Source organism: Streptomyces mobaraensis NBRC 13819 = DSM 40847, assembly GCF_017916255.1.
GTDB classification, from domain to species: domain Bacteria; phylum Actinomycetota; class Actinomycetes; order Streptomycetales; family Streptomycetaceae; genus Streptomyces; species Streptomyces mobaraensis.
The window spans coordinates 3,909,367-3,932,202 of the sequence record NZ_CP072827.1 but is presented as its reverse complement, the minus strand read 5'-3'; the positions used below and the strand labels follow the sequence as shown (position 1 = coordinate 3,932,202).

The following is a 22,836-nucleotide window of genomic DNA, read 5'->3' as shown; positions in this document are numbered from 1 at the left end:
TGCCGGGGTTACTTGTCGCCGGTGCGTTCGCCCAGGACGATGTCGGTCGTCGTCTGCTTGCCGTTGCGCACGTAGGTGATGGGGACCTTGGTGCCGGGCTTGTGGGTCCAGATCTCGCTGATCAGGGTGGGGCCGCTGTCGATCTTGGTGTCGCCGAGCTTGACGATCACGTCGCCCGACTTGAGACCGGCCTTGTCCGCCGGGCCGCCGGGGGTCACCGCCGCGGATCCGTCGGTGCCGTTGTCGGCGATGCGGGCGCCGGTGCCGCCGTCCTTCATGTTCACGGTGGCGCCGATGACGGGGTAGACCGGCTTGCCGGTCTTGATGAGCTGCTCGGCGACGTTCTTGGCCTGGTTGATGGGGATCGCGAAACCCAGCCCGATGCTGCCGGACTGGCCCTGGGCGCCGGGGAATCCGCCGCCGTTGTTCGCGGACTGGATGGCCGAGTTGATGCCGATGACCGCGCCCTGCGCGTTGAGCAGCGGGCCGCCCGAGTTGCCCGGGTTGATCGAGGCGTCGGTCTGCAGGGCGCTCATGTAGGAGGCGTTGCCGCTGCCGCCGCCGTCGCTGGAGGCCACGGGACGGTTCTTGGCGCTGACGATGCCCGTGGTGACGGTGCCGGAGAGGCCGAACGGCGCGCCGATCGCGACCGTCGCGTCGCCCACGGCCGTCTTGTCCGAGTCGCCGAGCGGGAGCGGGCTGAGCTTGGCCCCTGAGGGGTTCTTCAGCTTGATGACCGCGACGTCGTAGCCCTGGGCGCGGCCGATGACCTCCGCGTCGTACTGCTTGCCGTTGGAGAACGTCACGGACAGCCGGCCGCCGTCGGCGGCCGAGGCCACGACGTGGTTGTTGGTGAGGATGTGGCCCTCGGTGTCGTAGACGAAGCCGGTGCCGGTGCCGCCCTCGCCGCCGCTGCTCTGCGCCTCGATCGTCACGACGCTCGGCAGCGCCTTGGCGGCGATGTCCGCGACGGAACCGGGGGTCCGGCTGGCGGTCTTCGGGTCGCCCGGGGCCGAGACGGTCGTGGACGAGGTGTCGTTCCGGTTCGCCGCCCAGTAGCCGATGCCGCCGCCGGCCGCGCCGGCGACCAGGGCCGCCACCAGGACGGCCGCCGCGAGGCCGCCCCCGCGCCGGCGCCGCGGCGGTTCGGGCGCGCCCCAGGGGGCGGCCGGCGGGACGAGCGGGCCGCCGTGCCCGGTGCCGTCCTGCGGCGTCGCGCCGTACGCGGCCGGAGCGCCGGCCGCGTTGTACCAGGCGCCCTGGTCCGCGGGCGGCGGAGGCGTCCCGGGGGCGGAAGGGCCGGGAGAAGCGGAGGGCGCGTGCGGCGGTACGGTCGGGAGCCGCTCGGTGCGTCCCTCGCCACCCTCCGCCGCGGACGAGCCGGCCGGCGGCGTCGCGGGCGCGGGCGGTGCCGCGGGGGGAGTCGCCTCCTTCGCCGCCTCCGGAGCCGGAGATCCCGACTGCGAACCACCCGCGGAAGGAACGGCGGCGCCCTCGTTCTCGGTGCTCACGGTGGTCTCCTCATCACGTACGTCGGTTCGTTCACGGCCGGAGCCGCTGCGGGACGGGTGGGGCCACGCCGGAACACCTACCCCCGCCAGCCTTTCCCATCGCCCGTCAGGCCGCCGTAAGCGGACCCTGTGCGCCTCCGCGCCGCGCGGACCGGTGGCCGGGTGGCCCCCGTGACGAGCGGGTCGGCGGTGGCGGTCCACCGGAGCGGCCGGGTGGCCGGACAGCGGCCGGTCAACCGGAAGGCCGGGTGGCCGGAGGGCCCGGCCGGGCGGTGCGGCGAGCGGACCGACCGGACACAGCGGACCGACCGGACACAAGCGCCCATGCGCGATTGTGCCAGGCGGTGGCACCATAACGCGGTGACCACTGCGCACCGGGCCCCCGCGTCCCGCCCCGGGAGCCGCCCGCCGGCCGTCATCGCCCACCGCGGCGCGTCCGAGGACGCGCCGGAGCACACCCTCGCCGCGTACCGGAAGGCGATCGAGGACGGCGCGGACGCGCTGGAGTGCGATGTGCGGCTGACGGCGGACGGGCACCTCGTCTGCGTCCACGACCGGCGGGTCAACCGCACGTCCAACGGGCGCGGGGCCGTCTCGTCCCTGGAGCTTGCCGATCTGGCGGCGCTCGACTTCGGGTCGTGGAAGGGGCGCGCCACGGACGCGGAGGCGCCCGACACCGAGACGACGGACCCCGGTGATCCGGCCGACACCGCCGTCCTCACCCTGGAGCGGCTCCTCGAACTCGTCGTCGACGCGGACCGGCGCGTCGAGCTCGCCATCGAGACCAAGCACCCGACGCGCTGGGCGGGCTTGGTGGAGGCGCGGCTGCTCGCCCTGCTCGGCCGCTTCGGCCTGGACCGGCCGCCGCCCGGGGAACCCCCGGCGGTCCGCGTGATGAGCTTCTCCGCCCGTTCCCTGCACCGGATCCGCGCCGAGGCGCCCGCGCTCCCGGCCGTCTATCTGATGCAGTTCCTGTCGCCGCGGCTGCGTGACGGCCGGCTGCCGCCCGGGGTGGACATCGCCGGGCCCAGCATCCGGATCGTGCGCTCCCACCCGGGGTACGTGGCACGGCTGCATCAGGCGGGGCACCAGGTGCACGTGTGGACGGTCAACGAGCCCGAGGACGTCGAACTGTGCCTGCGGTTGGGCGTCGACGCGGTGATCACCAACCGGCCGAAGGCGGTGCTCACTCAGGTGGGACGGCGCTGACCGCGCGCCTCCCGAACTCCGCGCGCCGTCGGGCGCGTCCGCACGCCCCCGCGCTCATGACAGGGTGTGCCCCGGCGCGTTCGGCCCGTGTCCGGCCGGCCCGAGTGCCCCCACCGGACCCGGAGTGGCCGGTTTCCGGTCCAGGCCATTGGGGCATTCATCCCCTGACGTGGGGCAAAGGAGGTCTCGGGGGTGGCGTTGGTGGTGGCACAGGAGGTGCCCACGTCGTCGGTCATGGCCGTACCCCATGGTCCCGCCGGTGTGGGCGAAGCGAGACACCGCATGCGTGCGGACCTGCGGACGAGCGGGGTACCGGATCCGGTCATCGACGACGCCGTACTGATTCTTTCGGAGTTGCTCAGCAACGCGTACCGGCACGGGCGCCCGCTGAGCCGGGAGCGCGGCCCGGCACGGGCCGACGGCGACGGCGGCGTCCTCGCCGCCTGGCGGGTGGACGAGCGCGGACGGCTCACCGTGGAGGTCACCGACGGTGGCGGCCCGACCCGTCCGTTTCCGGCCACTCCCTCGGTCACGGCCCGCGGCGGGCGCGGGCTCAACATCATCAGCGCGCTGTCCCAGGAGTGGGGCGTCCGTGACACCTCGGGCGAGGTGACGGTATGGGCCGCGCTCTCCGCCCGCGCCGGTTTCGCTACGCGCGTCGACCTCGCGCCGGAGCTGGACTTCTCCGATCTGGACGGGCTGGTGTAGCCCGCCGCGCGCTCGGACGCGCCCCTTCCGGGGGCCGCCCGGCGCCGCCCGGCCCCTGGGGGCCGGACGGTGAGTGACGGACGGCGGATGACGGACGACCGACCGGCCGGCGACGCCCGTGGGGCGGAAGGGCCGCTCCGGAACCGTCAGTTCAGCGTGACCTGACGGCTGGTCAGGCCGCTGCGGGCCCGGCGCTCCTCGCCGGACAGCGGCGACTCGTCGGCGAGCGCCTTGTTCAGCCGCTCCGCGAACGCGGCGGCCGGCTTCTCGACGTCCGCCGCGGCCACGCCCGTGGGCAGGTCCCAGACGGGCACGGTCAGCCCGTGGGCGCGGAACGAGCCGACGAGCCGGGTGCCCTCGCCGAGCGAGGACTCACCGGCCGCGTGCAGCCGCGCGAGCGCGTCCAGCAGCTTCTCCTCCGGGTGGGTCATCACCCAGCGCAGGTGGTTCTTCTCGGGCGTCTCGCACCAGTACGCGCCCTCGACCCCGGCGAGCCGGACGGTGGGGATCGCGGCGGCGTTGGCCCGCTCCAGCGAGGCGGCGACCTCGCCGGTGGCGTTCTCGGCGTTCTCGACCCAGAACTCGAATCCGGTGTGCACCTCCGGCTCGAAGGGCGCCGAGAGGTCCAGCAGGTCCTGGAGCCGCGGCCCGTCGCCGCCCGTCCGGGAACCGCCGACGGGGGTGCCCGGCTCGGCGGCGAGGGCGCGCTGGAGGGTGTCCGCGAGGTCGCGGCTGAGGTCACCGGTCGCGGTGTCGTTCTGCAGGCCGAGCAGGACGGCGCCGTTGTCCCGGCGCAGGGCCGGCCAGGCCATGGGCAGCACGGTCGCCAGCGTCACCGAGGGCACGCCCTCGGGCAGCCCGTCCTTGAGCGTGAGCCGCACGGTGGCGGCGGGCACCAGCTCGCGCAGGGCGACCCAGTCGGCCTCGCCCGGCAGGCCCTCGAACGGCCGCTGGACCAGTTCGGCCGAGGCGTGGGCGGCCTGCTGGCCGTGGCACGCCTTGTAGCGGCGGCCGGAGCCGCAGGGGCAGGGCTCGCGGGCACCGACGACGGGGATCGGCCCGTCGACGGCCCGCGGTGCGGCGGCCTTGGTCTGGGGTCGGCGCTTCTTGGCCATGGCGTGCGTGTCTCCCGATCGATGCTTCCGACTCCGGGCCTCGGGGTTCCGGCGCGGCGGCGCTCCGTTTCCGGATGCCCGACGTCCGGATCTCCGGTACCGGATCTCCTGTCGCCGGACTCCCGGCGTCCGGTCGTCCGCTCCGGACGTCCGCCCGCCGGCCCGCCGGCTGCCGGCCGGATGCTCCGGCCCGTACGGGCGCGAGCCTAGCGCCCGGGTGGGCGCGGAGTGGGGTGCCCCTGTCCCGCCCTTTCACCGTTTCTTGCGGGGGCCGGCCCCCGCACCCCCGGAACCGTGCTCCGCGCGGTTGTCCTCAAGCGCCGGACGGGCTGAATATCAGCCCGTCCGGCGCTTGAGGACGAGCGGCGAAGCCGCGAAGGGGGGTCTGGGGCGGCAGCCTCAGGAAACGGTGAAAGGGCGGGCCAGGGGCAACCCCACCGCTTCCGGCTCCCCGTCCGCATCCGGGGCGGAGGCCGACGCTCCGGTCAGCAGCCCGGGCCCCGGAGGCCCGCGCTTCGCACTCCCGCGGAAGCGCCGGTTCCGGGGTTCAGCGACCGTCACTCGCGTGACTCCTGTCACAACTCCCGCTGTCAGCCCGGAAATCGGCGTCCGGAAATCCACGATCGAATTTGCGAACCGCCGATCTCTTGTTACCGTTCTAGGAGCCCGGTCGCTGGTGCATCCCCCGTCGCCAGCGATCGGGCGCTTCCATGCCCGGACGCCGGCGGACCCCGCCGTGGATCACCGGGCGTCTCCGGGAGCGCGCCCCGCGGGAACCGCCGGACCGCCCCGATGCCCCCTCCCAGAAGCCCGCAGGCCGAGGCCACGACGTTTCTCCCGCCCGGCGGCGACGGTTCCCGCGAGGCGGTCCGACGGCGGCGGCGGACGCCGGCCCCGTGCCGGAGCCGGACGTTCCGCGCGGGGCGGGCTAATCGTCCCCGCTCTCCGGTGAGTTGCTGCCGGAGCGGAGGAGCAGCTTCCCTTCAGCCGAGGCGATCTCCGCGACCGCCGCATACGCGCCATGTCCGCGCACAGTCCGCCGCCGGGGGGTCTCACAGGTGTCCGGGGCGTCCGTCGCGGGCATCGGGCAGCGCACCTGGAGCGAGCCGCCGTCCGGGGCCATCAAGGTCAACACGCCGGTCACCGGATCGTCGATGCCGTTCCGGTAGTACGTCCGCGCCCAGGTCTCCGTGCCCTCCGTCTGCACGCAGGTCTGGGCCTCCAGGCCCTCGGGGGACTCGAGTTCCGGGCCGCAGCGGGTCACGGCCGGCGGCTCGTCCGGGCCCGCGGGGGGTGCGACCGCGGACCGCGCGCCCCGGTGCGCGCCGGGGCCGCCGTCGGCGCCCGTCCCCTTCCGCGCGCCGTCCGTCAGCGCGCCGGCCGCCGCGACCGCGTCACCGGCCGTGTCGCCGAGGCCCCCGAGCGCCCCGGAACGCTCGGCGCCGGCCGGACGGACACCCGCCGGTTTCCGGTCCGGCCCGGCCTTCGACCGGCCGGCCGGGGCCGCGGGGCCCGCGGTCGCCGCCGCGAGCGGGAGGACGACGGCGAGCGCCACCACGGCCGCGAGCGCGACCATCCGGAGATTCGCTGCACGTTGCTGGGACACGCCGGGCACACCGGACGCACGCTCCATGGGACCACCTGCGACTCGCCGCGGACACTGGACGCGGGGCGATCGGAACGCGCCCCGCCGGACCGGCGCGGCCAGGAGGGGCGTCCGGTCGGAACCCGCCGACGACCACCGGCGTTCGACCGGCACCGCTTCCGACGCAGGCCCGGTCCCCGAACATAGCGGCCCCCACCCCCGGCACCCCGCCGTTGACCACCCGAATCCCGCAGTTCTCGGCGCGGCTTGCACCCGTACGAGTGAGAGCGCGTGCGTCTCCCGTCCGTACGCGCTCCACGGGCGAGCCGCGCCCGAGCGATGCGTTCTCCGACAGTGGTGGGACGAAGTGGGCCGTGGTACCCGGCCTTCCGGTGCGGCCATCCGGTACGACCGGCCAATGCGCGGAGCCGGTACGGCCGTTCGGATCCGGCCCTTCCGGTACGGCCGTTCAGTACGCCAGCCGGCTGCCGCCGCCCGTCGACCCGGTGGCCGCGCTCTGCTCGACCAGGACGTCGACCACCGAGGCCACGTCCGGCAGCCACGGCCGCGCCCCCGCCGCCGCGCCGCCCGCGGCCCGCCCGGACGCCGACCGGCCGAGGCGGTTCCGCCCGGACACCCCGGAGGACGGTGTTCCGACGGGCTGCGGCGCGCGCTCCCAGCGGGCCCGGCCGGGGCCCGTGGTGGACGGGGGGAGGACGACGTAGCCGCCGTCGCCGTGGAAGCGGAGCGAACCCGGCACCCACTCCTGGCTGTGCAGCAGTTCGCCGAGGACCTCCAGCGAGTAGGGCGCCACCAGGAGCGTCCAGCGCGTCGGTGTGGCCACCACCGGACCGAGGCGCACGCCCGCGCGGTCGAAGGCCGCCAGCGCGCGCGCCCCGGCGATCGCGGGGAGGCTCACGGCACTCGCCGCACGCCCCCCGGTGGCGAGGACGACCGGTGCCTCCGGGCGGTTGGTCCACCACCAGCGGACCATCCGCGCGTCCGTGGTGGCCGCCAGCAGCCCCGGGTCGAACGGGTGGGCGCCCGGTACCGCGCAGTCCGGGTGGGCGCAGCCGCATTCGCGCACGCGGCCGATGCCGGGCCGGAGGCCCACACCGGGGAGTACGGGCCACTGCCACTCCGTGGCGTAGGTCAGGGCCGCGGTGACCACCGCGGACCGGCCGGGCCGCCGGAGCGAGAGCTTGCGTCGCCTTCCGAGGATCTCGCGCATGAGCGCTCGTTCCTTTCCGTGAACGCCGAAGGTGGGCCCCGGTCGGAGAGACCAGGGCCGTCAGGGCACTGCATTCGTTGCTTCAGGGCACTGCATTCGTTGCAGGTGCAGCACTGCGTGTCGCATTACATGGCACTACGGGCGCCGCTTCGCGCGGCACTCGACGCGCCGCCGCGCTTCATGGTCGGCGCACCACATGGATCACAGGTCACTGCGCGTACAACGCAGCGCATCACGCCTGGGGCCGAGCGTGAAACATGGCGGAGGGTGGCGCGCGTATGGCGCTTGGTGCTGGGGCCGGTACGCCCCTCGCCCACGGCATGGGTTCCCCCACGCCACTCGGGGACGGGCACGGCCGTTGCCGGGTAAGACGCCCGGGTGTTCCGCCGGGTTCCGGGGCGCCCCCAACTCCCCCTGCCCTTCCTCAAGTACGTACCCACCGCGGTGGCGGTGACGCGCTGTCGAGCACGGCCAGTCGACCGCAATTCGGCGAGCACGACACTATTTTCCGGCCAACTTCAAAACCCCTCAGACACCATCATTCCCACTGGTCCAATGCTGGACATCGCCTCACCGGGGCGTGTACATGTGGAGTCACCGATAGCGCGCACCACGACAGGGGGTTTGCGGTGCTATTCCATGGAACACGCAGGCCGACGGGCTGGTCGAAACCGGACGCCGGAGCCCTGCGGACACTCTCCGGGGCGGGCCCCGGGGCCGTCTCCGCACGGGTCCGGCGGAGCAGACGGCCATGAGCGCCCCCCACCTCCCGAAAGTGGCCGGAATCGATCCGTCCCTCCCCGCCCCCGCCGCGGCTTCTGCTTTCGCCGCGTGCCCCGCGAACGCCGTCAACTCCCCTCTCACGGGCACCACGGACCCGTCCGGCACCACGGAATCGTCCGGCGCCACAGACCCGTCCGGCGCCTCAGCCCCCTCGAACACCGGCGCTCCCCGCGGCCCCCAGCGCCCTGACGGCCTCGTCCAGGACCGCCTCGCCGGCTGGGTCTCGGACCTCACCACGCTCCAGGAACTCACCGAGCGCCTCACCCGCACCACAGACCTGGACGACGCGCTGTGCGAACTCCTGCGCGCCGGCGCCACCCTCCTGGGCGCCGGTCGGGGCCTGGTCACCCTCCACCCGGTCGACGACTCCGGCCGTACGGCGACCGCCACGCTCGGACTCGGCCGCGCGGACCTCGGCCATCTGGAGACCATTCCGCACAGCCCGCAGGTACCGCACAGCCCGGACAGCCCGGACAGCCCGGACAGCTCACAGATCGCAGAGACCCCACAGACCCCGGATGTCTCTCAAGCCTCGCAGTCAGCCCCTTCTTGCTCTTCAGCCCCTTCTCGCCCGTCATCCCCCTCCCCCTCCTCCCCTTCCTCGCGTCAGTCGCCCCCCGCGCCTGCCCCCTCCGCCGCGTCCCATCCGTACGTTCACCTCCTGGAGGGACTGCCGCCCGTCGGCTCCCGCTCCGGCACCGCCCGCCCCGACATCCCCGGGGAGAAGGACCTGGACCCCCGGCACCGCGAGGTCGCGGCCCGGCTCGGATACGCCGCCAGCTACGCGATGCCCCTGGACGCCGCCGCCCCGCCGGACACCCCCTCGCCGCCCCCCGGCCAGAACGGCCCCGGTCAGAACGGCCCCGGCCAGGACCGTCCCACCCAGGACGGCCCCGCCGAGCCCCCGCCGGACCGCCGGATCGGCGCCGCCGTCTGGCTCTACGACGAACCGGCCGAACCCACCGAGCGCCAGCGGCGGCTCGCCGCCCGCTACTGCGCCCACGCGGCCGGGCACCTGGCCCGGCTGCTGGAGCTCGGCCGCGCCCGCACCGCCCTGGCCGCGCTCCACGACGAGCTGCTCCCCGGCCGGCTGCCGCGCGTCGCCGGGATCCGGCTCGCCGTACGGCACCGCACCGGGCCGCGCGGCGGCGGCGACTGGTACGACGCGCTCCCCCTTCCCGAGGGCGCGCTCGGCCTCGCCGTCGGCGGGATCACCGGATCCGGCCCGTCCGCCGTCGCGGCGACCGGCCGGCTGCGGGCGTCCCTGCGGGCGTACGCGGTGATGGAGGGCGAGGATCCGGTCGCCGTCCTCTCCGACCTGGAACTCCTGCTGCGGCTGACCGAACCCGCCCGCTCCTCCACGGCCCTCTTCGCCTACTGCGACCCGGCCAGCCGCAAGGTCGTCGTCGCCGCGGCGGGCCACTGCTCACCGCTGATCATCGGCGACCACCGCACCGAGTACGTCGAGACCTCGCTCTCCGCGCCGCTGGGCATGCTGGCCTGCTGGGAGGCGCCCAGCGTCGAGATCGAACCGGCGCCGGGCGAGACGCTCCTGCTCTACAGCGACGGGCTGCTGCACCGCACCGGCGACGCCATGGACCGGGCCTTCGCCCGGCTGCACGCGGCGGCGGCGAGCGTCCCCCGGGCGGCGCGGCGCGACCCGGAGGCGGTGGCCGACCACGTCCTCCGCGCGGTCCTGCCGGACGACACCGACGCCACGGCCGCCGCCGGCCGGGGGTCGGGCGACGGAACGGACCCGTCCGGCGGATATGACGAACTCCGCTCCGGCGAGGACGTCGTCCTCCTGGTGGCACACTTCGACTGATACGTCCCGACTCGTCCGCAGGTGAATCCGGACGTATGCCCCTCCTCCGGCCGCTCGCGGCGCTCCCCCGCCCACCTACGATGGGGGGCGGCCCCGTTCGAGGAGGAAAGCATGACCGAGCAGCCCGCGCCCGAGAACCCCGAAGGCGACGAGCCGATCAAGCAGCGGAAGAACGGCCTCTACCCGGCCGTCTCCGACGAGCTCGCCGAGAACATGAAGAGCGGCTGGGCCGACACCGAGCTGCGCGACCTGCGGCCGATACCCCAGGCCGAGGAGACGGCGCGGCGCCGCGCCGAGCTCTCCGCGCGCTTCCCGGGCGAGCGCCTGGTGATCCCCGCGGGCAACCTCAAGACCCGCTCGAACGACACCGAGTACGCCTTCCGCGCCTCGACCGAGTACGTCTACCTCACCGGCGACCAGACGCAGGACGGCGTCCTCGTCCTGGAGCCGACGGCGGACGGCCACGACGCCACGCTGTACCTGCTGCCGCGCTCCAACCGCGAGAACGGCGAGTTCTGGCTCGACGGCATGGGCGAGCTGTGGGTCGGCCGCCGGTACAGCCTCGCCGAGGGCGAGCGGCTCTACGGCCTGCCCTGCGCCGACGTGCGCGAGCTGACCGCCGCCCTCGCCAAGGCCACCGGCCCGGTCCGCGCCGTCCGCGGCCACGACGCCGGCATCGAGGCCGCGCTGACCGACAAGGTCACCGCCGAGCGCGACGAGGAGCTGCGGATCTTCATCAGCGAGCAGCGGCTCGTGAAGGACGCCTTCGAGATCGCCGAGCTCCAGAAGGCCGTGGACTCCACCGTCCGGGGCTTCGAGGACGTCGTGAAGGTCCTCGACAAGGCGGAGGCCACCTCCGAGCGCTACATCGAGGGGACGTTCTTCCTCCGCGCCCGGGTCGAGGGCAACGACATCGGCTACGGCTCCATCTGCGCCGCCGGCCCGCACGCCACCACCCTGCACTGGGTGCGCAACGACGGCCCGGTCCGCGCCGGCGAGCTGCTGCTGCTCGACGCCGGTGTGGAGACCCACACCCTCTACACCGCCGACGTCACCCGGACGCTGCCGATCAACGGCACGTACACCGAGCTCCAGCGCAAGATCTACGACGCCGTGTACGAGGCGCAGGAGGCCGGCATCGCCGCGGTGAGGCCGGGCGCGAAGTACCGCGACTTCCACGACGCCGCCCAGCGCGTCCTCGCCGAGAAGCTCGTCGAGTGGGGCCTCGTCGAGGGCCCGGTCGAGCGCGTCCTGGAACTCGGCCTGCAGCGCCGCTGGACCCTGCACGGCACCGGCCACATGCTCGGCCTGGACGTCCACGACTGCGCGGTCGCCCGCACCGAGACCTACGTGGACGGCGTCCTGGAGCCCGGCATGGTCCTCACGGTCGAGCCCGGCCTCTACTTCCAGGCCGACGACCTGACCGTGCCCGAGGAGTACCGCGGCATCGGCGTCCGCATCGAGGACGACATCCTCGTCACCGAGGACGGCAACCGGAACCTCTCCGCCGGCCTGCCCCGGACGTCCTCGGACGTCGAGGCGTGGATGGGCCGCCTCAAGGGCTGAGCCCGGAAGGCCCATCGGCGGCGGCGCGGCCGGGCGGGGGTTTCCCCGATCCGGCCGCGCCGCCGCCGTTTCACAGCGCCAGGAGCGCGCCGCTCGCCTCGGCCCTGACGTCCCGCAGCGGGCGGAGCGCGAGGCGCATCAGGACGAGGGCGTTGTCGTCCCCCGCGATGCGGTTGGCGCTCAGTTCGCCGCAGGACCGGCACTCGTGGATGATCAGCCACTCGCCGTCCGGGCGGACGGACAGGCTCAACGCCTCCATCCGGCCCCGGCAGGACGCGGCCCGGTCGCCCGGAACGCGTCCGTCGACGTGCAGGCTGACCAGGCAGTGCGGGCAGTGGTTGCGGTGCGCCGTGCCGGGTGCGGCAAGGGACACGGCGAGCCGGCAGCCGGCGCACCGGAAGTCGGCCGTCCGGTGGCCGCCCTGTCCGCGCAGGACGTCCTTGCGGCGCTGCGGGCGGCGGGAACCACCGTCGTCCCGCGGGTTCTTGCGTCGCGGCATGGTCGTCTCCTCTCCCCCGCGCCTCAGATGTCCCCGAACGCCTCGAGCGGGAACGGGGGTTGGGCGAGCGGACGGACGGCCATCCGCATCAGGATCAGCCGGTTGTCGTCCGCGCGGACGGGGGTGGAGGTGAGTTCGTCGCAGCGTACGCAGCGGTGGACGACCATCCAGTCGCCGGTGCGCAGCACGGCGATGGAGATGGGAGTCATCCGGCCGAGGCACTCCGAGGGGCCGCCGTCGCCGTGGTCGATGACGTGCCGGGAGTGCAGGCAGGACGGGCAGTGGTCGCGCCGGCGGCCGTCGGCCGCGCCGGCGGAGACGGTCAGGCCGCAGTGGACACAGGCGAAGGTGTCGGTCCTGCCGAAGCCGGCGGTGGTGGTACGGGCATGGGTGGACTCGCTCCGGTGAGCGCGGTCGTGGTGGTGGGTGGACACCCGGGGTCTCCTCGCTGGGAAGTTCTCGCTGTCAGCAGGAGGGGCCGAGCGGTCCTCGGGGCGTTTCGCGTGTCAGGCGGTGCGGCGAGGGGCGCTCGGCGCGGGCCGGGTCGTCATACACACCTCATTCTTTCGGGGTTGTTCGGGGCCGGGCCCCGGCGGGTACGGCCGGAACGTAGCAGCGGGCATTCCGCCGCCGCCAGCGGATTTCCGCGGTCGCGGGCCGGCGGTGGGAGTGCTCCGGCCCCTCCCCCAGAGGGGGGACCCCCACTTCGCCGATTCCTGGGGGCGAGCCCCGTACCCCGCATCGCGGCTTCGCCGCGAGGTCCTCGAACGCCGGACGGCCTGAGGGATGCCCGCGCGCGAAAAATCTTCGGCCGCCGATGTCGAGAAACCCCGTCCTGCTCCGTCCCCGGTGTGAACGTGGCCACAATGGGCCGCACCAGCACCGAGGGAGAACCCACGATGGCCAAGTACCTGCTGCTGAAGCACTACCGCGGCGCCCCGGCTCCGGTGAACGACGTGCCCATGGATCAGTGGACGCCGGAGGAGATCTCGGCGCACGTGCGGTTCATGCACGACTTCGCGGCCCGGCTGGAGGAGACCGGGGAGTTCGTGGACGGGAACGCACTCGCTCCCGAGGGGGAGTGGGTCCGTTACGACGGGGAGGGACGGCCGCCGGTGACCGACGGGCCGTTCCCCGAGACCAAGGATCTGATCGCCGGCTGGATGATCATCGACGTCGACAGCCACGAGCGGGCGGTCGAGCTGGCCGGGGAGCTGTCGGCCGCGCCGGGGGCCGGCGGGAAGCCGATTCACGAGTGGCTGGAGGTGCGGCCGTTCCTGACCGCGACGCCCGGCATCACCGAGTGCCATTGATGGACGAGGTCCTGCTCAGGAGCCTCACGCCGCGCGTCCTCGCCGTCCTCGTCCGCCGCGGAGCCGACTTCGCGGCGGCCGAGGACGCCGTGCAGGACGCGCTGGTCGAGGCGCTGCGGGTCTGGCCGGACGGTCCGCCGCGGGACCCGAAGGGGTGGCTGGTCACCGTGGCGTGGCGGAAGTTCCTCGACGCGACCCGGGCGGACGCCGCCCGGCGCCGGCGGGAGGACCGCGTCGAGGAGGAGCCGCCGCCCGGGCCCGCGCCCTCGGTGGACGACACGCTGCGGCTGTACTTCCTGTGCGCGCACCCGTCGCTGAGCCCGGCGTCCGCGGTCGCGCTCACGCTGCGCGCCGTCGGCGGGCTGACCACGCGGCAGATCGCCCGCGCCTATCTCGTACCCGAAGCGACCATGGCCCAGCGGATCAGCAGGGCCAAGCGCACGGTCTCCGACGTGCGGTTCGACCGGCCCGGTGACGTCGCCACCGTGCTGCGCGTCCTCTACCTCGTCTTCAACGAGGGCTACTCCGGCGACGTCGACCTCGCCGCCGAGGCCATCCGGCTCACCCGGCAGCTCGCGGCCGTCGTCGACCATCCGGAAGTGGCCGGGCTGCTGGCGCTCATGCTGCTCCACCACGCCCGGCGCGCCGCCCGGACCGCGCCGGACGGGAGCCTGGTGCCGCTCGCCGAGCAGGACCGGAGCCGGTGGGACACCGCGCTGATCGCCGAGGGCGTCGGAATCCTTCAGGCGGCCCTGGCCCGCGACCGGCTGGGCGAGTTCCAGGCCCAGGCCGCCGTCGCCGCGCTGCACGCGGACGCGCCGACCGCCGAGGAGACGGACTGGCCGCAGATCGTCGAGTGGTACGACGAGCTCGCGCGCCTGACCGACAGCCCGGTCGTCCGGCTCAACCGCGCGGTGGCCGTCGGGGAGGCCGAGGGGCCGCGCGCCGGGCTGGCGGCGCTCGCGGCGCTGGACGCCTCGCTCCCGAGCTCTCGGCTCCGCTCGAGCGGGGGAGACCCCATCCCCCGCTACACCGCCGTGGCGGCGTACCTCCACGAGCGCGACGGCGACCTGGCGGAGGCGGCGCGGCTGTACGCCGAGGCGGCCCTCAAGGCGCCCACGCTCGCCGAGCGCGACCATCTGACGCGCCAGGCCGCCCGGCTCAACGCCCGCCGCCGGGGCCGACGGGACGCGGCCGGACTCAGGAAGCCTTCAGCAGCGCGTCCTCGCGCCACTTGAGGATCTTGTCGAAGGTGACGACCGCGCCCTGCCGCCCCGGGCGGTTGCGGACGTGGACGTGGTCGGTGAGGGACTCGATGAGGAACAGGCCCCGGCCGTGCTCGTCGTGGACGGGGGCGGGGGTCCGCGCTTCGGCGCGGCGCGGGAGGCGGCGGCGCGCCCTGAGACCGGCGGGGCCCGCGGGGCCCTTGCGACTCTCGTAGGAGCCCTCGTAGGAGCTTTCGGAGAAACCTTCGGAGGAGCCCTCGGAGGAGCTGTCGGGGGAGCTGTCAGGGGAGGCGAAGCCCGGCCCGGAGTCGGTGACCTCGATGCGGCAGGTGTCCCCGTCGATGCGGGCCGTCACCCGGTAGCCGGTGGACGCGTCACCGCCGTGCTCGACCGCGTTGGCACACGCCTCGCTGAGGGCGACCGCCAGGTCGTAGGCCGTCTCGGGGTCGACCCCGGCCGTCTCCATCGCACCGACCAGCAACCGCCGGGCGAGCGGGACGCTCGCAGCCTCGCGCCGCAAATGGAGTGACCACCAGATGCTCATGCTCAGCCTCCTGGCCGCGGCTCGACATACCGATACCTATAGCCGTGCGCGACACGTGGTAAGCCTGCCGGGCGTGTGAGTCCGCTCATTCGGCGGATGCGACGGGACGGCGCATTGGGGTATGCGGTGGACCCTGCCGTGGGGAGGGCGTGCGTCCGGTGGGATGATGGCGCGGCCATGCCTCACCCCGTCGCGCGCGCCGGCGCCGATCTGCGACTGCTCCGGGCCGCGGTGTTCACCGCGGTCTGCGTTCTGCTGTCCGCGGCCGGGCACGCGCTGGCGTCCTGCGCGCCCGTCCCGGTGTGGACGCTGGCGGCCGGGTTCGCGGTGGTGTTCGGGCTCGTCGCGCCGCTGGCCGGGCGGGAGCGCTCGCTGCCGGGGATCGCGGCCTGCCTGGCGGTGGGCCAGGTGGCGCTGCACGCGCTGTTCGCCGTGGGCCAGCGCGGCCCGGAGGCGTCCCCGCGCACCGGCCACGACGGACCCCTGGTCTCCTTCGCCGGCCGGCTGCTGTGCAACCAGCGGCCCCCGGCCTCGCCCGCGGAGGCGCGCCGGATCCTCACCGACGCCGGGCTCGGCGCCCCGGCCCCGGCCACCGAAACCGCCCACGGCGGCGACGGGCCGTGGGACGCCGTCGCGCACGTCCTGATGCCCTCGCCGGCCATGCTGCTCGGCCATCTGCTCGCGGCCCTGGCCGTCGGCTGGCTGCTGTGGCGCGGCGAGGCGGCGCTGTGGCGCCTGGTGCGGCTGTCGGAGCGGCCCGCGCGCGCCGTCGTCGAGGCCACGCTGGTCCGCGCGCTGCGCGCGGCGGCGGGCCTCGTCCGCGCCTTCCTGGCCGGCGCCCCGCGGCAGCCGGTCGTGCGCACGCGGCGGACGGGCGCGGACGACGAGCGGCCGGCGCGCGAGCCGGAGTGCCGGCACGTCCTGATCAGGCGGGGCCCGCCGCGGTTCACCCTCGCGGCCTGAGCACGCGTCGCACTCCGCCTGTACGGCGGGAGGGCGGACGCGTGGTGGCCGTACGCGTGCCACCCCATCCGCCCCCTCCTGCACAGGGAGTGTTTTCGCATGAACACCAAGACCACGATGCCCGCTGCCCGCACCCGTCCCGCCGTCCGCGCCGGCCACCTCGCCGCCGTCGGCACCGCCGCCGCTGCCGGGGTGCTGTTCCTCGCAGGGCCCGCCTCGGCGCACGTCAGCGTGCAGCCCGGGACCGCCGAGAAGGGCGGCTACAGCACGATCTCGATCAAGGTGCCGAACGAGAAGGACAACGCCTCGACGGTCAAGGTCGAGCTGGCCCTCGACCCCAAGCACCCACTCGTCTCCGTGATGCCACAGGCGGTGCCGGGCTGGGACGTGAAGGTCGAGAAGACCAAGCTGGACAAGCCGGTGCGGATGCACGGCAAGTCCATCGACGAGGCCGTCAGCAAGGTCGTCTGGACCGGCGGCAAGATCGAGCCCGGGAACTTCCAGCAGTTCCCGCTGTCGGTCGGGCAGCTGCCCACCGACGCCGACGAGCTGGTCTTCAAGGCGCTCCAGACGTACTCCGACGACGACGTGGTGCGCTGGATCGACCCGTCGAAGCCGGGCGGCGAGGAGCCCGAGCACCCCGCCCCCGTCCTGAAGCTCGTCGACAAGCCGGCCGCCGGGAAGCCCGCGGCGGACGACAAGAACGGCAAGGGCGCCACTGCCCCGGCCGCCGCCTCCGACGACGGTGACGGCGACTCCACCGACACCACCGCGCGCGTCCTCGGCGTCGTCGGCATCGTCGTCGGTGTGGCGGGCGCCGCCTTCGGCGTGTTCGCCGGGCGCCGCCGCACGGCGGCCTGACGCACGGAACGGCCAGGGCCGGCGCCGCACCGGGCGGCCGCCGGCCCCCATCCCCGAACCCACACCTGGAGAAGCACTCCATGCGCATGCGTACCAAGACCGCGAGCACGGTGCTGGCCCTCGCCGCCGCGCTCACCCTGTCGGCCTGCGGCGGTTCCGACGACAAGGCCGAGGACAAGCCGATCGCCGACGTGTCCGGCGGCGAGCCGAAGAAGTCCCCGATCACGCTGGACGACGCCAAGGCCAAGCCGGACCTGGTCCTCAAGGACACCTCGGAGAAGCAGTACCAGCTGGTCAAGGAGACCGCGGGCCGGCCCGTGCTGCTCTACTTCGGCTACACCTACTGCCCCGACGTCTGCTCGACCGTGGTCTCCGACATGGCCGCCGCCGCCAAGAAGCTGCCGCAGGCCGACCGCGAGAAGCTGCGGATCGTCTTCGTCACCACCGACCCCGAGCGGGACACCCCGGCCCGGATGCGGAAGTGGCTGGACGCCCAGGGCGGCCAGGACATCGTCGGCCTGACCGGCTCGTTCGACACCATCCAGGCGGCGGCCAAGCCGCTCGGCATCCTGGTCGACAAGCCGAAGAAGGAGAAGGACGGCTCGGTCACCGTCAGCCACGGCGCGCAGGTCGTCGGGTTCTCGCCGAAGGACGACAAGGGCCACTGGCTCTACACGGCCGAGACCACCGCGGACCAGTACGCCAAGGGGCTCCCGAAGATCGTCAAGGGGGAGAACCCCTGATGCGCAAGTCCGCCCTCGCCGCGGTGGCGGCCGTTCCGCTGCTGCTGGCCGGCGCGCTGGTGGCGATCGCCGGTTACGGGACCGGCTCCTCGGACAAGCCCGAACTGTCCGTCAGCGGGGCCTATATGCCCCGGCCGGCCATGGACGACATGGCCGCGGCGTACTTCACCGTCAAGAACGACGGCGACTCGACCGACCAGCTCACCAAGGTCACCACGCCGCTCTCCCGCGACGTCACCCTGCACACCACCGACGGCTCGCGGATGCAGCACGCCGAGAAGCTGGACGTCCCGGCGAAGGGCAGCCTGTCCCTCGCGCACGGCGGCAGCCACCTGATGCTGGGCAAGCTCGACCACCTGCCCAAGGTGGGCGAGAAGATCGAGTTCACGCTGCACTTCGCCACGTCGGCGCCGGTGAGGATCCAGGTGCCGGTCGAGGACGCGTCGTACCGGCCCAAGGACTGACGCGGCATGAGCACAACCGTTCGCCGGCTCGGCGGCCTGCTGGGCGCGCTGGCCGCCGCCCTGCTCTGCGTGCTGACCGCCGGCGCCGGCACCGCGTCGGCGCACGCCGCGCTGACCGCCACCGACCCCCGCCAGGGCTCGGTGGTGCCGGAGGCGCCGCGCCAGGTCCGGCTGACCTTCTCCGAGGGCGTGCTGCTCGGCGCCGACTCGGTGCGGGTCCTGGACCCCAAGGGCGCGCGCGTCGACGACGGGCGGCCCGCGCACGTCGACGGCCGGTCCGAGACGGCGGCCGTCGCCCTGCGGACCGGGATCGCGAACGGCACGTACACGGTGGCCTGGCAGGCGGTCTCCGCCGACAGCCACCCGGTGGCCGGGGCCTTCACCTTCTCCGTCGGCGCACCCTCGGCGACCACGGTGAAGGCGGCGGTCAAGGGGACGGACCCGGTGGTCGGGACGCTCTACGACACCGCGCGGTACGCCGCCTACGCGGGCTTCGCGCTGCTCGTCGGCGGCTGTGTGTTCGCCGCGGTCTGCCACACCGGGCGCGGGGTGCGGCGGGTCGCGGTCGGCGGCTGGGTGGCGCTGTTCCTGGCGACGGCGGCGCTGTCGCTGCTGCGCGGCGCGTACACGAGCGGCCGGGGGCCCGGTGCCGTCCTCGACCTGTCGCTGCTCGGGGACGCGCTGTCGAGCCGGCCGGGCGCGGCCCTGCTGACCCGGCTGCTGCTGCTCAGCGCGGCGGCGGTGGTGCTGGCCGTGGTGTTCGGCGAGCACGCCCGGCCGGGCGGCGGGCGGCGGGCGTACGCCTGGGGGCTCGGGGCCGGCGGCGGGCTGGTGGCCGCGGGGCTCGCGGCGACCTGGGCGGCGGCCGAACACGCCTCGGCCGGGCTCCAGCCCTGGGTGGCCATGCCCGTCGACGTCCTGCACCTGCTCGGCGTCGGCGTATGGCTCGGCGGACTCGCCGCGCTGCTCGCCGCGTTGGGGGCGGAGGAGCCGCTGCCCGGCGGCGCGGCCCGCCGGTTCTCCCGGCTGGCCTTCACCGCGGTCTGCGTCCTGGTCGCCACCGGGATCTACCAGGCGTGGCGGCAGGTCGGCGGCTGGGCCGCGCTGACCGGTACGGAGTACGGGCGGTGGCTGCTGGTCAAGGTGGGACTGGTGGGAGTGCTGGTCGTCCTGGCGGCGTTCTCGCGGCGCTGGACGGCCCGGATCGGCGACCGGGCGCCCGCCCGCGGGCCGCGTCCCAAGGCCGTACCGGAGAAGCCCGGCGGGGCCGCCGGAGCGTCGCCCGAGCGGGCGGCCCAACTCGCCCGGCAGCGGGCCGCGATGGCCAAGGCCGCCGGGCGGCGGGAGCGCGCCGCGGACGAGGGCCGGTCCGGCCTGCGCCGCGCCGTGCTGGCCGAGGCCGTGGTGGCCGTGGTGCTGCTCGCCGTCACCACCGTCCTCACCACCACCCAGCCGGGCCGGGCCGAGACCGAGCAGAAGCGGGCCGGCCGCACGGACGGCGGTCCGTCGGCGTCCGCCGCCGGACCGGTCGAGGCGAGGATCGCGTACGACACCGGGGGGAAGGACGGACGCGGCACGGCCCGCGTCACCGTCGCCCCGGGGCGCTCCGGCACCAACACCGTCGACGTCACGCTCACGGACCCCGCCGGGCGACCGGTGGACGTCCCCGAGGTGGCGGTTTCGTTCACCGAGAAGGAGAAGGGCATCGGCCCGCTGCGGGCGCCGCTGAAGCGCCTGTCGGCCGGCCGGTCGCGTGCCTCCGGATTCCAGCTGCCCATGGCGGGTCGGTGGCAGCTCACCCTGACCGTACGGACCTCCGAGATCGACCAGGTCACCGAGATCGAAGACGTGAAGATCGACTGATGGCTGAGACTGTGATGGCTGAGACTGATGGCTGAGACTTCCGGCAAGACCACGACGCGGCGGACCGCCAAGGCCGCCCCGAACGGCAAGGCCGCCAAGAACGGCAAGAACGGCAAGGCCGATAAGGCCGATAAGGCCGATAAGACGGAACCCCAGGGGAAGCCGGACGGGCTGTCCCGGCGGCGGCTGCTCGGCACCGCCGGCGCGGTCGGTGCCGGCGGGCTCGTCGTCGGCGGCCTGGGCGGCGCCTCGGTCGCGGAGGCGGTCCGCGAGGACCCGGACCCGCTGTCCGGCGTCGGCTCCGCGACCGTCCCCTTCCACGGCGACCACCAGGCCGGCATCGCCGACCCCGCGCAGGCCCACGGCCACCTGCTGGCCTTCGACCTGGCGCCGGGCGCGGACCGCAAGGCCGCCGCCGCCCTGCTCAGACGCTGGTCGGCGACGGCGGCGGAGCTGGCGGAGGGCCGGACGCCGAAGGGCGACGACACCGGCATCGCGCTGGACGCCGGGCCGTCCTCGCTGACCGTCACCTTCGGCTTCGGCCGTACCTTCTTCGACCGTACGGGCCTGACGGACCGGCGGCCCGCCGCCCTCGAACCGCTGCCCGCCTTCACCCAGGACGCACTCGACCCCAAGCGCGGCGACGGCGACCTCTGGGTGCAGATCGGCGCCGACGACGCGCTGGTGGCGTTCCACGCGCTGCGGCTGCTCCGCAAGCAGGCCGGCGACGCCGTCCGGCCGCGCTGGGAGATGAGCGGCTTCAACCGCACCCCCGGCGCCACCCCGCGCCCGATGACCCAGCGCAATCTGATGGGCCAGGTCGACGGCACCAACAACCCCAAGCCCACGGACCCGGACTTCGAGGAGAAGATCTTCGTCCCGCGCGACCGCAAGGGGCCCGACGCGTGGATGGCGGGCGGCTCGTACGCGGTGGTGCGGCGCATCCGGATGCTGCTGGACACCTGGGACAACCTGCCGCTGGAGCGCCAGGAGCGGGTGATAGGCCGCCGCAAGTCGGACGGCGCCCCGCTGTCCGGTGGCGGTGAGACGACCCCCGTCGACCTGGAGAAGATCGGGCCGGACGGCGCGCTGGCCATCGCCGGCGACGCCCACGTCCGCGTCGCCGCGCCCTCCGCCAACCGGGGCGCGACGATGCTGCGCCGCGCCTTCTCGTACCACGACGGCTTCCGCGACGACGGCGCCCCGGACGCCGGGCTGCTGTTCGTGGCCTGGCAGGCGGACCCGATGAAGGGGTTCGTGCCGGTGCAGCGGAAGCTGGACCGGGGGGACGGGCTGTCGCGCTTCCTGCGGCACGAGGCGAGCGGGCTCTTCGCGGTGCCGGGCGGTTGCGCCGAGGGCGAGTACGTGGGGCAGCGGCTGCTGGAGGGGTAGGCGGGGGGGTGTGGTGAGTGGTGGTGAACGGCTGGGCGGGCGGGGGAGCCCTCCCCTCCCGCTCGGTATCGTGACGGCAGCCCGCTCTGACGCAGCGGACCGTTCGGAGGAGTATCGCGTGATGTCGGCCAGCCGCTACACCTACCTCGGTCCCGAAGGCACCTTCACCGAGGCCGCGCTGCGCACGCTCCCGGAGGCGGCGACGCGCGAGCTGGTACCCAAGGTCTCCGTCCCGGCCGCGCTGGACGCCGTGCGCGGCGGCGAGGCGGCGGCGGCGCTGGTGCCCATCGAGAACTCGGTGGAGGGCGGCGTCACGGCGACCCTGGACGAACTGGCCACCGGCACCCCGCTGATGATCTACCGCGAGGTGCTGCTGCGGATCGCGTTCGCCCTGCTCGTCCGGCCGGGGACGAAGCTCGGCGACATCAAGACGGTGACCGGGCACCCGGTCGCCCAGCCGCAGGTGCGCAAGTGGCTGGCGGCCCATCTGCCGGACGCCCGCTGGGAGTCGGCGGCGTCCAACGCGGACGGCGCGCGGCTGGTGCGGGAGGGCCGCTACGACGCCGCGTTCGCCGGGGAGTTCGCCGCCGCGACGTACGGTCTGGAGCCGCTGGTCACCGACATCCACGACGCGCGGAACGCGGAGACGCGGTTCGTGCTGGCGGGGCGGCCGGCGCGGCCGGCGGCCCGGACCGGCGCCGACCGGACGTCCATGGTCGTATGGCTGCGGGACGACCACCCCGGTGCGCTGATGGAACTGCTGCAGGAGTTCTCGGCGCGGGGCGTCAACCTGACGTGGATCGAGTCGCGGCCGACGGGCGAGGGCATGGGGCGGTACTGCTTCTCCATCGACTGCGAGGGGCACATCACGGACCGGCGGGTGGCCGAGACGCTGATGGGCCTGAAGCGGATCTGCCCGAACGTGCGGTTCCTCGGGTCGTATCCGCGCGCGAGCGCGGACGGTGAGCCGCCCACGGCGGGAGCGGCGCCGCGGCCGGGGACGTCGGACGCCGATTTCGTGGCGGCGGCGGAGTGGCTGGCGCGCTGCCAGGACGGGCGGGCCTGAGGGGCGCCCCGGGGTCCGCCGGGGCCTGCCGGGGCCTGCCGCCGGTTCGTCCACAGGGTTATCCACAGGGCGACCCACTCCTGGGGATAAGTCGACAGAACGAGACTCCGCCGGGTGGAACGAATCGGTCAACGTCGACAAATCTCTCTAGCAATCCACCGGATCGTCCACAGGGCCGGGCGCCCGGTGGTGGGATCGTCCACCGCCCCGCAGTCAGCCGAAAGGTCTCGAACAACCCTTAAGAGCGGGAAATCTCCACTCGAAAGAGTGTCGGAGCAAGGTTTATCCGCCAGAAAGCCGCCAAAGCGTGGCCGATAAGGAAAACAGCCGGAAGATCCGCTTCCGACGTCCACAGATTTCGCGCACACC

19 protein-coding genes and 1 pseudogene are annotated in these 22,836 nt (G+C 74.5%); 13 read left to right on the top strand and 7 right to left on the bottom strand.

The genetic code is table 11. The annotated features are described in order from the left end of the window. Positions 1-8: 8 nt before the first annotated feature. Positions 9-1,511: a S1C family serine protease gene (locus J7W19_RS16785; RefSeq protein ID WP_004943070.1), complete on the bottom strand. Its 1,503-nt coding sequence runs from the start codon at positions 1,509-1,511 to the stop codon at positions 9-11. A gap of 360 nt (positions 1,512-1,871) precedes the next feature. Between J7W19_RS16785 and J7W19_RS16780 the strand changes: the two genes are divergently transcribed. Together J7W19_RS16780 and J7W19_RS16775 are read left to right on the top strand one after the other, a co-directional pair. Beyond that, positions 1,872-2,720, top strand: a complete 849-nt coding sequence (locus J7W19_RS16780) for a glycerophosphodiester phosphodiesterase (protein ID WP_004943068.1) — start codon at positions 1,872-1,874, stop codon at positions 2,718-2,720. Between the two features lie 56 nt (positions 2,721-2,776). Further along, positions 2,777-3,428, top strand: a pseudogene (locus tag J7W19_RS16775) (ATP-binding protein). A gap of 146 nt (positions 3,429-3,574) precedes the next feature. Here the strand turns inward: J7W19_RS16775 and J7W19_RS16770 are convergent. The 3 genes from J7W19_RS16770 to J7W19_RS16760 all read right to left on the bottom strand — a co-directional run bounded on the left by J7W19_RS16770 (position 3,575) and on the right by J7W19_RS16760 (position 7,359). Further along, positions 3,575-4,543 carry a DUF5926 family protein gene (locus J7W19_RS16770; protein ID WP_004943064.1) on the bottom strand — a complete coding sequence of 323 codons (969 nt, stop codon included), beginning with the start codon at positions 4,541-4,543 and terminating at the stop codon, positions 3,575-3,577. Between the two features lie 928 nt (positions 4,544-5,471). After that, positions 5,472-6,119, bottom strand: coding sequence for a hypothetical protein (locus tag J7W19_RS16765; protein WP_004943061.1), 648 nt, complete (start codon positions 6,117-6,119; stop codon positions 5,472-5,474). Between the two features lie 478 nt (positions 6,120-6,597). Further along, complete coding sequence (locus J7W19_RS16760; RefSeq protein WP_004943059.1) at positions 6,598-7,359, bottom strand: bifunctional DNA primase/polymerase; 762 nt, start codon at positions 7,357-7,359, stop codon at positions 6,598-6,600. 751 nt (positions 7,360-8,110) lie between these two features. On the opposite strand from J7W19_RS16760, the gene J7W19_RS16755 reads away from it, so the two are divergent. Together J7W19_RS16755 and J7W19_RS16750 are read left to right on the top strand one after the other, a co-directional pair. Beyond that, positions 8,111-9,967: a PP2C family protein-serine/threonine phosphatase gene (locus J7W19_RS16755; protein ID WP_004943057.1), complete on the top strand. Its 1,857-nt coding sequence runs from the start codon at positions 8,111-8,113 to the stop codon at positions 9,965-9,967. A 111-nt stretch (positions 9,968-10,078) separates the two neighbouring features. Then, positions 10,079-11,533, top strand: coding sequence for an aminopeptidase P family protein (locus J7W19_RS16750; protein WP_004943055.1), 1,455 nt, complete (start codon positions 10,079-10,081; stop codon positions 11,531-11,533). Between the two features lie 70 nt (positions 11,534-11,603). On the opposite strand, the gene J7W19_RS16745 is transcribed toward J7W19_RS16750, so the two are convergent. After that, complete coding sequence (locus J7W19_RS16745; protein WP_004954139.1) at positions 11,604-12,032, bottom strand: RNHCP domain-containing protein; 429 nt, start codon at positions 12,030-12,032, stop codon at positions 11,604-11,606. Between the two features lie 23 nt (positions 12,033-12,055). Further along, positions 12,056-12,466: an RNHCP domain-containing protein gene (locus tag J7W19_RS16740; protein ID WP_004954136.1), complete on the bottom strand. Its 411-nt coding sequence runs from the start codon at positions 12,464-12,466 to the stop codon at positions 12,056-12,058. A gap of 465 nt (positions 12,467-12,931) precedes the next feature. On the opposite strand from J7W19_RS16740, the gene J7W19_RS16735 reads away from it, so the two are divergent. Further along, positions 12,932-13,345: a YciI family protein gene (locus J7W19_RS16735; protein ID WP_004954134.1), complete on the top strand. Its 414-nt coding sequence runs from the start codon at positions 12,932-12,934 to the stop codon at positions 13,343-13,345. Next, positions 13,345-14,583 carry an RNA polymerase sigma factor gene (locus J7W19_RS16730; RefSeq protein WP_004954130.1) on the top strand — a complete coding sequence of 413 codons (1,239 nt, stop codon included), beginning with the start codon at positions 13,345-13,347 and terminating at the stop codon, positions 14,581-14,583. The genes J7W19_RS16735 and J7W19_RS16730 overlap by 1 nt, the downstream gene beginning before the upstream one ends. Here J7W19_RS16730 and J7W19_RS16725 read toward each other — a convergent pair. Continuing rightward, the gene (locus J7W19_RS16725) at positions 14,546-15,115 is read right to left on the bottom strand and encodes an ATP-binding protein (protein WP_004954128.1); all 570 of its coding nucleotides are present in this window, start codon (positions 15,113-15,115) and stop codon (positions 14,546-14,548) included. The genes J7W19_RS16730 and J7W19_RS16725 overlap by 38 nt on opposite strands. A 177-nt stretch (positions 15,116-15,292) precedes the next feature. Between J7W19_RS16725 and J7W19_RS16720 the strand changes: the two genes are divergently transcribed. From J7W19_RS16720 to pheA, 7 genes are all read left to right on the top strand, one after another. Next, complete coding sequence (locus J7W19_RS16720; RefSeq protein WP_004954125.1) at positions 15,293-16,078, top strand: hypothetical protein; 786 nt, start codon at positions 15,293-15,295, stop codon at positions 16,076-16,078. Between the two features lie 99 nt (positions 16,079-16,177). Further along, a complete protein-coding gene (locus J7W19_RS16715; protein WP_004954122.1) occupies positions 16,178-16,939 on the top strand; it encodes a YcnI family copper-binding membrane protein in 762 nt (253 codons plus the stop codon). Between the two features lie 80 nt (positions 16,940-17,019). Beyond that, a complete protein-coding gene (locus J7W19_RS16710; protein ID WP_004954120.1) occupies positions 17,020-17,682 on the top strand; it encodes an SCO family protein in 663 nt (220 codons plus the stop codon). After that, positions 17,682-18,146: a copper chaperone PCu(A)C gene (locus tag J7W19_RS16705; RefSeq protein ID WP_004954118.1), complete on the top strand. Its 465-nt coding sequence runs from the start codon at positions 17,682-17,684 to the stop codon at positions 18,144-18,146. The genes J7W19_RS16710 and J7W19_RS16705 overlap by 1 nt, the downstream gene beginning before the upstream one ends. A 6-nt stretch (positions 18,147-18,152) precedes the next feature. Beyond that, positions 18,153-20,009 (top strand): copper resistance CopC/CopD family protein, encoded by a 1,857-nt coding sequence (locus tag J7W19_RS16700; protein WP_004954115.1) that lies wholly within the window; start codon positions 18,153-18,155, stop codon positions 20,007-20,009. A gap of 27 nt (positions 20,010-20,036) precedes the next feature. Continuing rightward, entirely contained in the window at positions 20,037-21,401 is a 1,365-nt protein-coding gene (gene efeB / locus J7W19_RS16695) for an iron uptake transporter deferrochelatase/peroxidase subunit (RefSeq protein WP_004954113.1), read from the top strand. A gap of 121 nt (positions 21,402-21,522) precedes the next feature. Then, the gene (pheA, locus tag J7W19_RS16690) at positions 21,523-22,467 is read left to right on the top strand and encodes a prephenate dehydratase (RefSeq protein ID WP_004954112.1); all 945 of its coding nucleotides are present in this window, start codon (positions 21,523-21,525) and stop codon (positions 22,465-22,467) included. Positions 22,468-22,836: the final 369 nt, after the last annotated feature.

Bases quoted from the DNA above. Each gene is read 5' to 3' on its own strand.
- J7W19_RS16770 (WP_004943064.1), bottom strand. From the start codon at position 4,543: ATGGCCAAGAAGCGCCGACCCCAGACCAAGGCCGCCGCACCGCGGGCC.
- J7W19_RS16765 (WP_004943061.1), bottom strand. From the start codon at position 6,119: ATGGTCGCGCTCGCGGCCGTGGTGGCGCTCGCCGTCGTCCTCCCGCTC.
- J7W19_RS16760 (WP_004943059.1), bottom strand. From the start codon at position 7,359: ATGCGCGAGATCCTCGGAAGGCGACGCAAGCTCTCGCTCCGGCGGCCC.
- J7W19_RS16755 (WP_004943057.1), top strand. From the start codon at position 8,111: ATGAGCGCCCCCCACCTCCCGAAAGTGGCCGGAATCGATCCGTCCCTC.
- J7W19_RS16750 (WP_004943055.1), top strand. From the start codon at position 10,079: ATGACCGAGCAGCCCGCGCCCGAGAACCCCGAAGGCGACGAGCCGATC.
- J7W19_RS16745 (WP_004954139.1), bottom strand. From the start codon at position 12,032: ATGCCGCGACGCAAGAACCCGCGGGACGACGGTGGTTCCCGCCGCCCG.
- J7W19_RS16735 (WP_004954134.1), top strand. From the start codon at position 12,932: ATGGCCAAGTACCTGCTGCTGAAGCACTACCGCGGCGCCCCGGCTCCG.
- J7W19_RS16730 (WP_004954130.1), top strand. From the start codon at position 13,345: ATGGACGAGGTCCTGCTCAGGAGCCTCACGCCGCGCGTCCTCGCCGTC.
- J7W19_RS16725 (WP_004954128.1), bottom strand. From the start codon at position 15,115: ATGAGCATCTGGTGGTCACTCCATTTGCGGCGCGAGGCTGCGAGCGTC.
- J7W19_RS16720 (WP_004954125.1), top strand. From the start codon at position 15,293: ATGCCTCACCCCGTCGCGCGCGCCGGCGCCGATCTGCGACTGCTCCGG.
- J7W19_RS16715 (WP_004954122.1), top strand. From the start codon at position 16,178: ATGAACACCAAGACCACGATGCCCGCTGCCCGCACCCGTCCCGCCGTC.
- J7W19_RS16710 (WP_004954120.1), top strand. From the start codon at position 17,020: ATGCGCATGCGTACCAAGACCGCGAGCACGGTGCTGGCCCTCGCCGCC.
- J7W19_RS16705 (WP_004954118.1), top strand. From the start codon at position 17,682: ATGCGCAAGTCCGCCCTCGCCGCGGTGGCGGCCGTTCCGCTGCTGCTG.
- J7W19_RS16700 (WP_004954115.1), top strand. From the start codon at position 18,153: ATGAGCACAACCGTTCGCCGGCTCGGCGGCCTGCTGGGCGCGCTGGCC.
- efeB (WP_004954113.1), top strand. From the start codon at position 20,037: ATGGCTGAGACTTCCGGCAAGACCACGACGCGGCGGACCGCCAAGGCC.
- pheA (WP_004954112.1), top strand. From the start codon at position 21,523: ATGTCGGCCAGCCGCTACACCTACCTCGGTCCCGAAGGCACCTTCACC.